14 protein-coding genes are annotated in these 14724 nt (G+C 33.5%); 12 read left to right on the top strand and 2 right to left on the bottom strand.

Features of this window, described 5'->3' with window-relative positions:
• The first annotated feature begins 383 nt into the window (after positions 1 to 383).
• A complete protein-coding gene (locus tag FLA105534_RS12335; RefSeq protein ID WP_173966425.1) occupies positions 384 to 2732 on the top strand; it encodes a mechanosensitive ion channel family protein in 2349 nt (782 codons plus the stop codon).
• Positions 2733 to 2832: 100 nt separating this feature from the next.
• Here the strand turns inward: FLA105534_RS12335 and FLA105534_RS12330 are convergent, their stop codons facing one another.
• A complete protein-coding gene (locus tag FLA105534_RS12330; protein ID WP_173966424.1) occupies positions 2833 to 3846 on the bottom strand; it encodes a hypothetical protein in 1014 nt (337 codons plus the stop codon).
• Between the two features lie 358 nt (positions 3847 to 4204).
• Between FLA105534_RS12330 and FLA105534_RS12325 the strand changes: the two genes are divergently transcribed.
• From FLA105534_RS12325 to FLA105534_RS12290, 8 genes are all read left to right on the top strand, one after another.
• Positions 4205 to 4387 (top strand): hypothetical protein, encoded by a 183-nt coding sequence (locus tag FLA105534_RS12325; RefSeq protein WP_173966423.1) that lies wholly within the window; start codon positions 4205 to 4207, stop codon positions 4385 to 4387.
• A gap of 58 nt (positions 4388 to 4445) precedes the next feature.
• Entirely contained in the window at positions 4446 to 6149 is a 1704-nt protein-coding gene (locus FLA105534_RS12320) for a tetratricopeptide repeat-containing sensor histidine kinase (protein ID WP_173966422.1), read from the top strand.
• 7 nt (positions 6150 to 6156) lie between these two features.
• Positions 6157 to 6825: a response regulator transcription factor gene (locus FLA105534_RS12315; protein WP_173966421.1), complete on the top strand. Its 669-nt coding sequence runs from the start codon at positions 6157 to 6159 to the stop codon at positions 6823 to 6825.
• Positions 6826 to 7029: 204 nt separating this feature from the next.
• Positions 7030 to 7632, top strand: a complete 603-nt coding sequence (locus FLA105534_RS12310; RefSeq protein ID WP_173966420.1) for a PH domain-containing protein — start codon at positions 7030 to 7032, stop codon at positions 7630 to 7632.
• 3 nt (positions 7633 to 7635) lie between these two features.
• Positions 7636 to 7845: a TM2 domain-containing protein gene (locus tag FLA105534_RS12305; RefSeq protein ID WP_173966419.1), complete on the top strand. Its 210-nt coding sequence runs from the start codon at positions 7636 to 7638 to the stop codon at positions 7843 to 7845.
• A 22-nt stretch (positions 7846 to 7867) separates the two neighbouring features.
• Complete coding sequence (locus tag FLA105534_RS12300) at positions 7868 to 8290, top strand: hypothetical protein (RefSeq protein ID WP_246253231.1); 423 nt, start codon at positions 7868 to 7870, stop codon at positions 8288 to 8290.
• A 24-nt stretch (positions 8291 to 8314) separates the two neighbouring features.
• Entirely contained in the window at positions 8315 to 8518 is a 204-nt protein-coding gene (locus FLA105534_RS12295) for a hypothetical protein (protein ID WP_173966418.1), read from the top strand.
• 215 nt (positions 8519 to 8733) lie between these two features.
• Positions 8734 to 10086, top strand: a complete 1353-nt coding sequence (locus FLA105534_RS12290) for a GH1 family beta-glucosidase (protein ID WP_173966417.1) — start codon at positions 8734 to 8736, stop codon at positions 10084 to 10086.
• 290 nt (positions 10087 to 10376) lie between these two features.
• Here FLA105534_RS12290 and FLA105534_RS12285 read toward each other — a convergent pair whose 3' ends face one another.
• Positions 10377 to 10994, bottom strand: coding sequence for a hypothetical protein (locus FLA105534_RS12285; RefSeq protein ID WP_173966416.1), 618 nt, complete (start codon positions 10992 to 10994; stop codon positions 10377 to 10379).
• 332 nt (positions 10995 to 11326) lie between these two features.
• On the opposite strand from FLA105534_RS12285, the gene FLA105534_RS12280 reads away from it, so the two are divergent.
• The 3 genes from FLA105534_RS12280 to FLA105534_RS12270 all read left to right on the top strand — a co-directional run bounded on the left by FLA105534_RS12280 (position 11327) and on the right by FLA105534_RS12270 (position 14697).
• The gene (locus FLA105534_RS12280; RefSeq protein WP_173966331.1) at positions 11327 to 11506 is read left to right on the top strand and encodes a hypothetical protein; all 180 of its coding nucleotides are present in this window, start codon (positions 11327 to 11329) and stop codon (positions 11504 to 11506) included.
• 57 nt (positions 11507 to 11563) lie between these two features.
• The gene (locus FLA105534_RS12275; protein ID WP_173966415.1) at positions 11564 to 13258 is read left to right on the top strand and encodes a tetratricopeptide repeat-containing sensor histidine kinase; all 1695 of its coding nucleotides are present in this window, start codon (positions 11564 to 11566) and stop codon (positions 13256 to 13258) included.
• Between the two features lie 422 nt (positions 13259 to 13680).
• Entirely contained in the window at positions 13681 to 14697 is a 1017-nt protein-coding gene (locus FLA105534_RS12270) for a type I restriction enzyme HsdR N-terminal domain-containing protein (protein ID WP_173966414.1), read from the top strand.
• The last annotated feature ends 27 nt before the right edge of the window (positions 14698 to 14724 follow it).

The following is a 14724-nucleotide window of genomic DNA, read 5'->3' as shown; positions in this document are numbered from 1 at the left end:
TGTTTTGGTATTTCGGTTACAATACTACGAATATAATATTTTTAGATCTTTGGAAATTGTTCAGCGTACATTTTATGAAACACATAGAAACATAGGTTTAATTATTGTTCGTGAAGACTATTCAAAAAAATCATGATTTTCACACATAGTTTATACTCTATAACGAAACTAAAAATTCCTAAATATCGTCTGCCTATGAGAATTTCTGTTAAGTGAAACGACTTTTTAAGCATTCTTAATCTATGTTTCTATGTGTTTCATAAATAAACAAAATAAAACTTTATGTAAAACTGTTAGATCTCCTTTAATCAAATTTTCTTGCATCCGACATTATAAATACTTTAAAAAAAATTACATTTGAACCTTAATTCATATCCCAAATTATGATCCTGAAAAGAAATTTTATCGGTGTACTCGCCTTACTGGCTGTCTTATTTTATACACCGATTGCTTATTCTCAAACGACTCCTCCGAAAACAGAAACCAAACCAAAACTATTTGAAGAAACCACTACAGACAGTGACTATCTAATGGCCATCGAAAAAGCCGGAGAAGTTTTGGAATCTGCGCATAACGACACCGAATTTGATGGAAACAGCCATCGTTTATTTGGTGAAATCAAAGGAACGCAAAATAAACTTGATCTAATTCTGGCCAGTCTAAAAGGAGCAAATCCGAATGTGCGCAACCAGCAAATGTATCGCATTGTACTCAAAGAAATTGAGCTGGAACTGGACGAACAAAATACAGCTATCAATTCCCGTAATCTGGCACTTGAAAAAATCAAAAACAGAGTAATTGATTTGCGTAAGGATAAAACCCTGATGGGACTTTTGAAAGATACCGTTCGCCGTAAGCAATTTAAACAGGAATTTGCAAATCTGAAAAAAAGATACCTGAGTACAGATAGTCTGATGACCAAAAACCAAAGTATCTTAAACCATAATAAAAAATTAACTGTTGAAAGAAAAATTGCGGTCTCTAATGCCTTAATTACGGTAGAAAGCAAACTGGAAAAATCCGGAATCAGTATGCTCAAAAAAGAATATCCTGTTTTATGGAGTACCAGTGATTCTACAGCAAAAAAAATAGTAGGCAAAAACATTAAAGCCAAAATAATAATTGAAGAAAACGTTGCGGAATATTACTTGAGTTACAGAGCGGGTGGCTTAATCACATTACTTTTGTTGATGGGAATATTGGGTTGGTACATTTCCCGCAATTTAAAATACCTCAACAGTAATGCACATGCCGAAAACCTGTCTCAGCTTAACTTCAAATACATCAATAGAGGCGTTGTTATTCCGGTCGCTGTCATTGGTCTTAACATTGCTGTAGTTAGCAATTTATATGCTCCGGCCCTGTTTATTGAATCGATTCAGCTGGTTCTTCTCGGACTACTTACAGTACTTTTTAAAAACAAATGGTCGGCCGTTGCCATGCGCAACTGGTTACTTCTTTTGGTATTGTTTTTTATGCTGTGTTTCTTAGACTTGTTTATCCCTGTTGGTTTTATGCAACGTTGTGCCTTTATTGTAATCAACCTCTTCGGAATCCGCTATGGTTTCGTACAGATTAAAACATTAAAAGATCAGTTGTACATCAAAGGCTTTTTTAAATGGGCCACCATCATTTTTATTGGTTTGAATGCTTTATCCATTTTCGATAATGTTCTCGGAAGGGTTTCGCTTGCCAATATGTTAAGTCTTACCGCTTTTATATCGCTAACACAGATTGTGGCATTGAGTGTACTTTTAAAAATTGTACTCGAAATTATTCTTTTACAAATTTACACCACCCGTATTAAACGTGGTATCGAGAAAATCTTTGATCATGAAAGCTTATCTGATACACTAAAAAGACCATTCATCATCGTCATCAGTTATATGTGGATTGTGGTTATCGCGGCCAATTTAAACATTTGGGAATCACTGCGCACCGGTTTGGGTTCGTTACTAAGTCATCCAAATACGATTGGAAGCATCACTTTTACCTTAGGAAATATAGTATTGTTTTTTATCATCATTTGGGTCGCACATTTATTACAAAATTATGTCGCTTATTTCTTTGGAGAAATTGACGATGAAAACGAAGAAACCATCAATAAAAGACAGCATTCTAAATTACTGATTACAAGACTTGTGGTTTTAATAAGTGGTTATCTTTTGGCCGTAGCAGCTTCGGGAATGCCTCTGGACAAACTGAGCATTCTACTGGGAGCCTTGGGTGTTGGTGTGGGGCTTGGACTTCAGAATGTCGTTAATAATTTCGTCTCGGGTATCATCCTTATTTTTGACAAACCAATTCAGATTGGAGATGTAATCGACATTAGTTCTGAATCTGGCCGAGTAAAATCGATGGGATTGCGTACCACCAAAATCAACTCTTCAAACGGTGCCGAAATCATTATTCCAAATGGTAATTTGTTATCCCAAAATATTACGAACTGGACGTATACCGACAATTTTAAACTCGTTGAAATTACTGCTGAAGTTACAGGTGATGTTATGCCGGAAGCAATCAATGCGATTATTCTGGAGTCTCTTGAAAGTATGGCATTGGTCAATACTACCAAAGTTCCGCAAATTTATTACAGCGCCATTTCTGATGGAAAATTCAAACTGCAAATAAAATTCTGGTGCAGCATTTACCGTACCGAAGAAACGATTAGCAGTGCCAGACAGGTTCTTTTCAGTAATTTCAAAACAAAGGGACTCACACTATCCACCTAAATATTCGTAATCCGACATTCCAAATTCAAAGGAATAAAAAACGGAAATGACTTTCTTAAAAGTTATTTCCGTTTTTTATTTAATCTTCTAATGAACTCATTTACCTCTTTACATATTTATTCAGGATGTAATGTGTCACAGGTCGTAACGGACTATTATTTTCCGGATGTCTACCGTGTGCATCAAAAAATTCAACTCCATTTGCCGTCTTAGCATACCATATAATCGCCACTCCGTTTTTATCAAAATAAGTGGTCGTATCACAAACCTTAATCTTTTTAAGATTGACAAGCGTTGGGTCTATTATTTCAATATTAGCAGATTTAGCAAAACCTTGTATTTTTAAATCACAATCTACCATTTCATAGTGATCCCCTGACCACTGCATACATTCCTTATCTGGAAAAGCGAAATAAGTAATTAAACCTATTAAACACAAAATACCAACAATACCTATAATAGTACGTTGTATTCTTTCCGTAAATATAAATCTCGTACTTTCCTTAGTACTTTTTTTAGTGCTTAAATTTACAAATGAGTTGATTTGTGGTTTTATAACTTCAATACCATTTATTTCCTCTGTCCCGTTTACTTTTTCCCTTTCTTTTCTATCCAGAAATTTGTTCAGAATTACAGAACCCTCACTTAGTTCCTTTTGTGGATTCAATACTTCTATTTTTTCTTCATTTTCAATCGAATCTTCATCTTCAATTCGATCTTCATCTTCAATTGGATCTTCCTCTTCAAATAACTCCTGAATTCTAAATTTAGTAAAAGGCCTTGCCTTAAAATCAACCAGGATTGCAGCCATATTTATTGCTTCCAAATTTGCGGGATCTGTTTTTCCTTTAAAAAAATTTTCAATCGGTCTGAATTTATCGATTTGCTCCTCAAACCTATTCTTTTTATTCACGTCAAAAGCTAGTCCCAATAAAGAACTAAAAACATTTAAATCATCCTGATTTCTGTTTTGCTGCTGAAATAACTCCCAACACAAATTACGCAGTTTTGCTCTGGTAGGACCACTCAAATAAACAAAATTGTCGCCGTTTTTTTCTATCTCATATTTCTTTTTAACCGCTTTTTTATAATCTTCAAAAGTATTGTTTGGCATAGGTTTTTAGGATTTTTAAGGATTTGTCAATTGGATTTTCAAGGACTTTTACGGAATTATAAGGACTTTAAAAAATACATCGGAATTCCCGGAATTCCTTGTCAATACAGGCTTACAAGCGTCGTTACTTTGCCTTCAGAATCAGTTAACATTTTGATCTGCAGGTCAAAAACAAAAGTACAAAACTAGTTCAATTAAAAAGTGCGGAAAACCGTAAAACGGAATTTATCCCGGGAAGTATAAATGAAAATTTTACTGTCTACGCACTTCACTTCCCAACAAAATTGGCATGGCCATAAAAAGATTCAGAAGAGTTCTGAACAGGGCATGCTACATCTAATTTTTAAATCTAAATATCATGAAAAATTTATATTTGATGGGAGCAATTGTGCTTCTTAGTACCACTTTATTTTCTTGCACTGCTGACGATTACGATACGGCAAAAACGAATGAGAAACCTACAATACCTGCATACGCTGATGGTCCCGGAGATTTACCCATAACAGTTCCACCACCGCCACCACCTCCACCAATAAAATAATGGAGAAGTAAGATATTTCATTAATAATTAATTAGTATTTTCGGGGAAAGTAACTTTTATGGTACGATCCCCGTTTTTTTATTTTTTATTTTTCCTGCTGCTTCTTTCCTGTCAAAAGCAAACCATCCCTACTTCTAATGCTTCATCCATCAGAGAAGATGCTATAGACTATGTCAATAAAGGAAGGATTAGTTTTCAAAACAAAAACTTTAATACGGCATTCTACCAATTTAACAAATCGAAAATAGCCTCCGAAGCAATAAAAGACAGTGCCAATGTGGTGTACAATCTTATCCAGATGGCTACTATTCAACAAATAAACGGTGATTATTATGGTAGTAAAGAAACACTGACTGAGGCTTTACCCTTCATTAAAAAGAAAGACGTATACAGTGCTGCGATTAACAACTTTTTTGGAATTGCAGACAAAGAGCTTTCACTTTATAATGATGCTATTTTTTATTATCAGGCGGCCTTAAAAGATTGTACTGATGATAGCTGTAAACAGTCTCCTTTAAATAATATTGCAGTCGTTTATATTCAACAGAAAAAATACGATAAAGCAATCCAAATCTTAGAACCTTTACTCCAAAATGAAACACTGGATAAAGATCTTGTCAAAAAAGCCGGTATTCTGGATAATCTTGGTTTTGCCTATTTCAAGAACGGAGCAACTCAAAAAGGGCTTTCGTTAGTAAATGAAGGTTTTGAACTGAGAAAACAGTCCAACGATCTGTACAGAAGCATTGAAAGTAATTTGCATCTAGCTGAAATCTATGCCAAAACAAAACCTGAAAAATCAAACCAATATGCTCAGGCAGCCTATCAGCTTGCTACACATTTCAATAGTGTTGACGAACGTTTAAGGGCTTTGTCCTTTTTAATTTCTAATGATTCAGGAATTAAAAACGTGCAGTATGCTCAAAAGTTCGTTTTCATAAACGACAGTATTATTAAAATCCGAAACAACTTTAAAAATAAATTTGCCAAAATAAAGTACGACTCCAAAAAAGAAAAAGACGAAAATCAAAAACTTCGTTTAGAAAGAGCCGAGAACTTATTGTCAATTCAGGAAGCCAAATACCAAAGGTTGTTTTTTATCCTTGGAATTGCTGTTTTGATCCTTTCCTTACTGTATTTGAGAAAATTTTATCAAAACAGAAACCGAATCGGAAAATTAACAGCGGCATACGATACCGAAACCCGAATTGCCAAAGACATCCACGATGAATTGGCAAATGATGTTTTTAACACCATCACCTTTACCCAAACACAGCCTTTGGAAAGTACCAATGTAAAAGACAGTTTAATTCAAAAACTGGATCATATTTACAATAGGGTTCGCAGAATCTCAAGAGAGAATAATGAAATCGATACTAAAGTAAATTATGCCGTCAACTTAAAAGAAATGCTTTCGACTTATAACAGCCCTAATACAAACGTTATTATTAATAATATCGAAAAAGTAACCTGGGACCTCATCGACGACGTTAAAAAGGTTGCTGTATATCGCGTTCTACAGGAATTAATGGTGAATATGAAAAAACACAGCGAGGCATCGATAGTGGTTCTAAAATTTGAAAATGCGACTAACAAAATACTTATCGACTACACCGATAACGGAAAAGGCTGTCAAAAAGATAAAATTATTAAAAATGGTCTTCAAAATATGGAAAACCGTATTCGGGCCATAAAAGGAACTATTACTTTTGACACTGAACCCAATAAAGGTTTTAAAGTAAAAATAACACTGCCTAAATAAGAACTCTATGTTTAAAAAAGTAATAGTTGCCGAAGACCTTGATACTATGAATTTAGGAATCGAACAAGTCTTAAAGGATTTGAATATTATCAATTTTCAACAATCAAAATATTGTGATGAAGCCTTTCTAAAAATACGCAAAGCAATTCAGGATAATGAACCCTACGATTTGTTAATTAGTGACCTTTCCTTCAAAACAGATCACCGCGAAGTAAAAATTGTTAATGGTGATGAACTGGTTCAAAAAGTGCGTGAATTACAACCCAACATTAAAATCATTGCTTATTCGGTTGAAGATAAAAACTACCGGATTAAATCTCTTTTTGACAATGCAAAAGTGGATGCTTTTGTATCAAAAGGCCTCAATAGTATTGAAGAACTAAAAAAAGCGATCAACATTATCTCGACTTCAGATCAAAAGTTTATCTCACCCGAAGTTGCTTCTGCACTTCAGGAAAAAAGCAACTTCGAAATCGATGATTTAGACATACTCATCTTAAAACATCTGTCACTGGGATCACCGCAGGACGATATCATAGAAACCTTCAAAGAGATGGGCGTAAAACCCAACAGTAAAAGTGCAATCGAAAAAAGAATCTCTAAACTAAAAGACTTTTTTAAGGCAAACAATACGATTCATTTGGTTACGATTACCAAAGACATGGGAATTATCTAGAAGTCCCTTGTTTTTCATTATAAATTTTAAAAGCTCCTTCGGGGGCTTTTTTTATGGTCCAATTATAAATTTTCCAGATTATGGATTTCCGTAAAATACTGATTCTTAATGAAACTACATTTGATAAAAATAAAAGAATGATTCGTCCAGATCAGCTATTATTAGAATTACCCGAACGCAAATAATAATTTTAAAAAACCAATTATGATAAACGATTTAAAAAAATTCTTAAACGAAGAACAAGACCCAAAAGCAGTTGAAAAACTATTAACCAAAGTCAATGGATTACTCACATCAGGTGAACAAGTAGAATACATAGCAGTGCAAAAAAAACCAGCCTTAAATTTATCACCCGACTGTATTGCCCTAACGAACAAAAGAATAATCTTCTGTAGGCCGAAAAATTTAGGTTTGTCAATGGATTTTCAGGATTATGCCTGGAAAGATATTTTAGATTGTCACATGAAGGAAGGAATTATGGGTGCAACTTTTACGATGAAGACGACCACAGGAAAAATGAACATGCTTGATTATTTACCAAAGTCACAGGCTAGAAAATTGTATCAATTTGCTCAGGAAAAAGAAGAAGAAATGATTGTTTACAGACGCGAACACGATCTTGAAAACAAGAGAGCGATTGCCGGAGGAGGAATAACTGTAAATACCGGAACATTAGCTCCTCAAAGTACAGAGCAAAAAGAAGATCCTATTGAAACACTTAACAAACTCAAAAAATTACTGGAAGGCGAAATCATTTCGCAAATAGAATTTGACTCAAAAAAAACAGAAATATTATCTAAAATGTAAATTATGAAAAGTAAACTAACTGCAACAATTTTAACTTTCTTTCTTGGAGGATTTGGAATTCACAAATTCTATTTAGGAAAATCAACACAAGGAATAATGTATATCTTATTCTGCTGGACATTAATCCCTTCGATACTGGCTTTCTTCGAATTTTTCGGATTGTTATTTATGTCGGATCATTCCTTTAATGTGAAGTACAATAATGGATTCTAGCTTTTAAACACATTAAAAAAATATGCTTAATAATTATAGAATCTTCTATAAAATCTCATTCCTGTTTCTAACACTAGGAATGAGCTCCTGCCACAAAAAATTACCTCCTCAAAAAATAAACACTTTTTATCAGGAGGTAATTACTCCGGCAGATCGCCAGACTATTAATCCCGAAGAAGCCAAAACCTACCACGTAGACACTGAATATCAATATAAATACCGAACAGGCACTTCAGGGAATTATGAATACAACTACAACGTAAAAGGGGTTGATGTTAAGGGAGATTCGGTTTTTGGAAACATCAATGTAAAAGGAAAATATGGCGCAGGAATCTTAAAGTTTGATACTATTCCTAATCTCGAAATTAAAACAGAATGGATAGAACATGGAAAACTAAATGCGAAAGATTTAAAAGGTAATACTTATCAACTAGTCGTTCAGTAACCAATTTCCCAAAAACCTATTCTTATGAAATACACTTTACTTTTTATATTTTTAACCTCTTTTCATTCATTTGAAGCCAAAGTATTTATCTGCGGTCCAACAGGGGCTAAAAAATACCATTACAATGAAAATTGCCGTGGTCTGACCTCTTGCCGTAGTGAAGTTACCAAAATCTCCGTGAAGCGCGCACAAGGTCTTGGACTTAGCCTTTGCGGTTGGGAAGATTAATCTTTTTAGTGCAAATCAAAATCATTTAATCATTTGATAACAACCACTTTACGTTTAATTCACATTAGTTTTATTAATTTGAATAAAACTAAATATTATGAAATTCTTTAATCTAAATTTTCTGGTTTCATTCAAAGAATGGCTTTTTTTAAGAGCAATGCAATCATCTTTCCTTCATTAACAAATTACAATTTAAAAAAGGAAAGTACAATTGAATGAATAAAGTTGAGACCTCATTTTTGCACAAAAACCAATTTGGAGAGGATTTCTTGTGGGGTGTTTCAACCGCCGCTTTCCAAATTGAAGGCGCTCCTGATTCCGATGGCAAAGGACGTTCTATTTGGGATGTTTTTACTTCTCAAAAAGGAAAAATAAAAAGCGGACACCACGCCTTAACCGCTTGCGATTTTTACAATTCTTATCAAAGCGATATCGACTTAATCCGTGATCTGAACATTCCGAATTTTCGATTTTCGATTAGCTGGCCTCGAATTATGCCTACTGGAGTTCTTCCAGTAAATGAGGCAGGAATAGTTTATTACAACAAAATTATTGATTCACTGCTCTCTGCCGGAATAGAACCCTGGATTACACTTTATCACTGGGATTTACCTCATGAATTAGAAATAAAAGGAGGCTGGACCAACCGCGAATCTGTTAATTGGTTTTCAGCGTACGTTGAAGTTTGTGTACAAAACTTTGGTGATCGTGTTAAAAACTGGATGGTTATCAATGAACCTTCGGTTTTTATAGGGGCAGGATATTTTCTGGGCATTCATGCTCCGGGAAAAAAAGGCATTACCAATTACCTGAAAGCCATGCATCATGTAACTTTAGCTACAACTGCAGGTGCCAAAATAATACGAAACCATATACCGGACGCTCATATTGGAACAACATTTTCCTGTACACACATCGAGCCGGCAACACAATCTTCAAAAGACGTCGAAGCGGCAAAAAGAGTAGACACGCTATTAAACAGAACTTTTATTGAACCGATTTTAGGATTAGGCTACCCACAGGCCGATTTGCCGGTATTAAAAAAGCTAAATGCTTATATTGTAGAAGATGATCTCAACAATTTGTCTTTTGACTTTGATTTTATAGGCCTGCAATGTTATACTCGTGAAGTTGTAAAATCGTCTTTACTCATTCCTTACATTGGTGCCGAACTGATCAGTGCCGAAAAAAGAAATGTTATTTCAACCGACATGGGATGGGAAGTTTACCCTCCTGCTCTTTATGAGGTCCTGAAAAAATTTAACGCCTACAAAGGCATCAAAAAGATCATTATTACCGAAAATGGTGCTGCCTTTCCAGACACACTAAAAAATGGAAAGGTATACGACATCAAACGCACGCATTACATTCAGGATCATTTAGAACAAATACTCAAAGCCAAAAAAGACGGTCTTAACGTTGACGGCTATTTTGTCTGGACGCTTACTGATAATTTTGAATGGGCTGAAGGTTACAACGCCCGCTTTGGACTAATACATGTCGATTTCGACACACAGCAAAGAACCATCAAGCATTCGGGATTATGGTTTAAAGATTTTTTGTCTTAGAATTACTTTTTGAAAAAGTAATTCTAGACATTCCAGTTACCCGAAAAAAATAGATTTTATTGGCATACAAATTAGGATTATAGGGCAACAAAACTCCAAAAAAAAACACCTATTTTCCTTGTATTCATTAGGTTTACTGGTTATTTTTTCTTATCTTTATAGTATAAATAACAGTAAATATATGCCGAAAAACACACTATCTAAACGCCCAAATTATTCCTCAAAAAATTATTCTTTTACTCTCTTCACGCATTTTATTTTTCAAAATGCTTCTCGATTTCATTTAGCGACTATTCCGTTTGATCTTTTTTCCGCACAAAGTATAATCGTGCAGAAGACACAAAAGCGACCGCCCCAACTGTAGCCGTAATTATTTTTCTTGGATAGATTTTCTTCACTATTTTTTTAGAGAGTACGTACTTAAAATTATAGAAACGATTTCCTTTTTGAGGGTAACTTTCCACAAGATTGCCTTCCTCTACGATCTCTATCTGAGCGGCTGCATTCATTTCGACAACACTTACCATGTGTTTGACCTCATTGATTCTGCACTTTTCATTAAACTTTTTAAAAGGGCGTGGCTGGAAATCAACGATAACAGCTGCAAGATTTATTGCATCAATATTCGATGGATCAGTTTCGCCTTTAAAGAAAGTTTCGATCGGTCTGAACTTGTCTTTTTGTTCATTATACTTATTCTTTCTCGTATGGTCAAAATCCAAACACAATAAATTTCTAAAAACATTTAAATCATCCTGAGTCGGGTTATTTTCGTAAATAATCCAGCACAAGTCGCGGAGTTTTCCACGAGAGGGGTTGTACAAATAATCAAAGTATTCTCCTTCTTTCTCAATCTCATATTTACTCTTAATCGCTTTTTTAAATTCTTCTAAAGTCTGGCTATGCATGTTATTTTTTTAGGATTTTTCGGGATTTCTTGGGAATCTCAGGAAAACGTGGGAATTCTGGGAATCCCCTATCAACAAAGGCTTAAAAGCGTCTTTACTTTGCCATAGAAATTAGTTCAAGTTTTATCTGCAGATTAAAACAAAAATATAAAACTAGTTCAAATTAACAGTGTAAAAAAACAGTAAGACCGAGTTTATTCGGGAAGTGTAAATAACGTCTTACAGTTCTACACATTGTACTTCCCAAAAAAACCAAATTGGTATTGCCCTAACCAACCTCCGGATCAACTCCGGTCAGCAATACCCATGTCTAATTTCTAAATCTAAATAAAATGAAAAAGCTAATAATTTTTATCGCTTTCACGATACTATTCACTATGTTCTCCTGTACACCAGATGAATACGAAACTCAAACCAAACAGGAAACAAAGAAAACTATTGATCCGGCAAAACCAGCTTTTGCTGAGGGACCTGGTGATGGTGGTAAAAATCCTCCACCGCCAGATAAATAATAAAGATATTATTTTTAGTATCTAATTAATTACTATTTTCGGGGAAAGTAAATCTATATGTTACGGTCCCCGTTTTTTTATTTTATACTACTCTTTTTTCTGTTTTCCTGCAAAGAAAAAAAGCCATTAAATACAAACACAGATACGATCCGCAAAGAAGCACTTAGTTTACGAAACAAAGGAATTGAGAACTTTGATAAACAAGAATTTACTGCTTCTTTTTATGAGTTTAATAAATCAAAACAACTTTATGAAAGTATAAAAGATAGCGCTAATATTGGGTATATCCTAATTATGATAGCATCTATTCAACAAGTCAACGGAGATTATTACGGTAGTAAAGAAACTATGACTGAAGCATTAGTTTATGTTAAAAAAAAGAGTGTCTATACGGCCACTATAAAGAATAAATTAGGTGTTGCTGATAAAGAACTTTCTCTTTATAATGATGCCATTATCTACTACAAAGAAGCTGCAAATGATTTTAAAGATCCCATTGAAAAGCAAGGTCCCTTAGGCAATATTGCCGTTGTTTATATGCATCAAAAAAAATATGATAAAGCGATTGCTCTTTTAGAATCTCTTTTAAACAAAAAAGCACAAGCAACGGAAGATGTAATACTTATAGACAACCTCGGTTATGCCTATTTTAAAAATGGAATGGATAAAAAAGGGTTCCTTTTAATGAATGAAGCGCTCCAGACTAGAAATGAAATTAATGATACTTACGGCAGTATTGAAAGTTACCTGCACCTCGCCGATTATTATGCTGAAAAAGACCTTCAGAAATCAAATAAAAATGCTCTTGCTGCTTACAGCAATGCTACAAAACTAAACAGTGTCGACGAAAGATTGGAGGCATTGCAAATTTTAATTTCAAACGATCACAGTGCTCAAAACAATAAATATGTTCAAAAGTATTTTAAACTAAACGACAGTATCATTAAAGTTCGAAACAACTTTAAAAATAAGTTTGCCAAAATTAAATACGATTCTAAACTCGAAAAAGATGAAAATGCCAAACTCCGTTTAGAAAAAGCCGAAACTCAACTGTCTCTACAAAGCGCCAAATATTTACGAATTGTTTTTGCTATTGTTTTTGTTTTCTTAGTTATTCTAATTGTAATTGTGGTACGTTACTATAAAAATAAAAACAGAGCAATCGAATTTAAAACTTCCTATATCACCGAAGCCCGAATCGCTAAAAAAATCCACGATGAACTGGCAAATGACGTATTTCACGTGATTGCTTTTGCCGAGTCCCAGTCCCTATCTAAAGAAAGTACCAAGGAGAATCTACTCCAAAAATTGGATGATATTTATGGCCGTGTAAGAGGAATTTCGAGAGAAAATAATAAGATTGATACGGGTGTCAATTTTACCCACAGTATCAAAGAAATGCTTTCGACTTACAATACCAACGACAGAAATATCATTGTAACCAACCTAGAAACTATCAACTGGGAAGACATTAACGATACCAAAAAAATTACCATCAGCAGGATTTTACAGGAATTAATGGTAAACATGAAGAAACACAGCAAGGCTAGTATTGTTGGAATAAAGTTTGAAAATAATGAGAAATCAATCTCAATACGCTATACTGATAACGGCAAGGGTTTTGAAAAAGCCACTACGGCAAAAAATGGTCTCCAAAACATGGAACACCGCATTCAGGCTGTTAAAGGAACTATTGATTTTGAGACAGAACCGGATAAAGGATTTAAAGCAAACCTATCTATACCGAAGTAAACATAAATTAAAGTTTAACATTGCAATTGCAATCACTTAATTTCTGGTGAAGCCAAAATAAAAAACCTTTCAAGATTACTCTCAAAAGGTTTCTCCTTCAAAAAACAGGTTATTAAAAAATTCCTGTATGTTGTGTGCTATATACAGTCAACTTAATATAGTTTACTATTACAGTATAAGGAAAGATTCAAAATTAACTTCACTAAATTAAACAGGTATAAATACCTATTAGATTACAAAAGGGAAATGTTAGTTTTAAACATTCATAATTTACTATATCAATATGGTTTTCCGTAAAGTAAATATTAATTTAATCATGATATTTGTTTTTTTATAAACGATGATCTTAAAAAACTTATGCCTTGGTTAATTTTTATTAACTTTCTAAATCGCATAATTTGTCAAACTAACAACCCAAAAAAATGACCACCAATATTCCGAAACAATCTATCAATCAATTAAAAAAAACTCTAGAGAACTTTAAAATTAACGATGCGATTGAGTTGTGCACAAATGAAGCTCAAACCCGTAAGTTTTTAATAGAGCCCTTTTTTCATCTTCTAAATTATATGCCGAATGATTTGATACCAGAATACAATGCTGATTTTGGTGAACGTATCAGTCAAAAAATTGATTATGCTATTTTATTAAATAAAAAGGAAACTATTTTAATAGAAGCAAAAAAATACAATAGTAGATTAAGCGATAAAGAAGCAGGTCAATTAAACGGTTATTTCAATAATACGAAAAACTCTAGAATTGCTATTTTAACTAATGGAATTGAATATAGATTTTATTCAGATATTTTACAACCAAATGTAATTGATAACAAACCATTCTTTGTGTTCAACTTATCTAATTATTCAGATAGAGATCTGGAAACTTTAATCAAATTTGACAAAAGATATATCGTGGTCAATGAGATTATAAATACAGCCCAAGAATCTGTTTTTGCGGAGGATTTTGAAACAAGTCTGTTAAAGGAATTTATTGCTCCTTCAAAGGATTTATTAAAAATAATTCACCGCAATATGAGTTTTAAGACCAAATTTAATGATGAAACTCAGGGAAAAATGATCAAAATGATCAATTCTGCTTTATTGAAATCTCTATATGATAAAAAAGTTATTGACGAATCAAATTCAAATACTGGTGGAATTATTACGACTGAATCTGAAATTCAGGCTTATCACACCATCAGAACATTGCTAATCCAAAATAGAAAAATACCTAGCCAAAGAATTTTCTTCAAAGATTTTAAAAGCTTTTTCAACATTAGTATTGACGAGCATCCTAAAAAAATCATTTGTAAATTAGTTTTCACTGACTCAAAAATGAAACTTATTATTGAGAATAATGAATACTTATTATCAAGTATAGATGATGTTTTGAAGTATAAAAATGAACTAACAAATAGAACACTTATTTTACTTGAATAATCCATCCAAATATTTTCTATAAGACCA

This window comes from Flavobacterium collinsii (assembly GCF_902804485.1).
Classification (GTDB): domain Bacteria; phylum Bacteroidota; class Bacteroidia; order Flavobacteriales; family Flavobacteriaceae; genus Flavobacterium; species Flavobacterium collinsii.
Note: the sequence above shows the minus strand (reverse complement) of the source record. Positions and strands in the feature narration are given on the sequence as shown.

Coding starts and splice junctions, on each gene's coding strand:
- FLA105534_RS12330 (WP_173966424.1), bottom strand. CDS start 3,846: ATGCCAAACAATACTTTTGAAGATTATAAAAAAGCGGTTAAAAAGAAA.
- FLA105534_RS12325 (WP_173966423.1), top strand. CDS start 4,205: ATGAAAAATTTATATTTGATGGGAGCAATTGTGCTTCTTAGTACCACT.
- FLA105534_RS12320 (WP_173966422.1), top strand. CDS start 4,446: ATGGTACGATCCCCGTTTTTTTATTTTTTATTTTTCCTGCTGCTTCTT.
- FLA105534_RS12285 (WP_173966416.1), bottom strand. CDS start 10,994: ATGCATAGCCAGACTTTAGAAGAATTTAAAAAAGCGATTAAGAGTAAA.
- FLA105534_RS12270 (WP_173966414.1), top strand. CDS start 13,681: ATGACCACCAATATTCCGAAACAATCTATCAATCAATTAAAAAAAACT.
- FLA105534_RS12290 (WP_173966417.1), top strand. CDS start 8,734: ATGAATAAAGTTGAGACCTCATTTTTGCACAAAAACCAATTTGGAGAG.
- FLA105534_RS12310 (WP_173966420.1), top strand. CDS start 7,030: ATGATAAACGATTTAAAAAAATTCTTAAACGAAGAACAAGACCCAAAA.
- FLA105534_RS12315 (WP_173966421.1), top strand. CDS start 6,157: ATGTTTAAAAAAGTAATAGTTGCCGAAGACCTTGATACTATGAATTTA.
- FLA105534_RS12295 (WP_173966418.1), top strand. CDS start 8,315: ATGAAATACACTTTACTTTTTATATTTTTAACCTCTTTTCATTCATTT.
- FLA105534_RS12280 (WP_173966331.1), top strand. CDS start 11,327: ATGAAAAAGCTAATAATTTTTATCGCTTTCACGATACTATTCACTATG.
- FLA105534_RS12275 (WP_173966415.1), top strand. CDS start 11,564: ATGTTACGGTCCCCGTTTTTTTATTTTATACTACTCTTTTTTCTGTTT.
- FLA105534_RS12305 (WP_173966419.1), top strand. CDS start 7,636: ATGAAAAGTAAACTAACTGCAACAATTTTAACTTTCTTTCTTGGAGGA.
- FLA105534_RS12335 (WP_173966425.1), top strand. CDS start 384: ATGATCCTGAAAAGAAATTTTATCGGTGTACTCGCCTTACTGGCTGTC.
- FLA105534_RS12300 (WP_246253231.1), top strand. CDS start 7,868: ATGCTTAATAATTATAGAATCTTCTATAAAATCTCATTCCTGTTTCTA.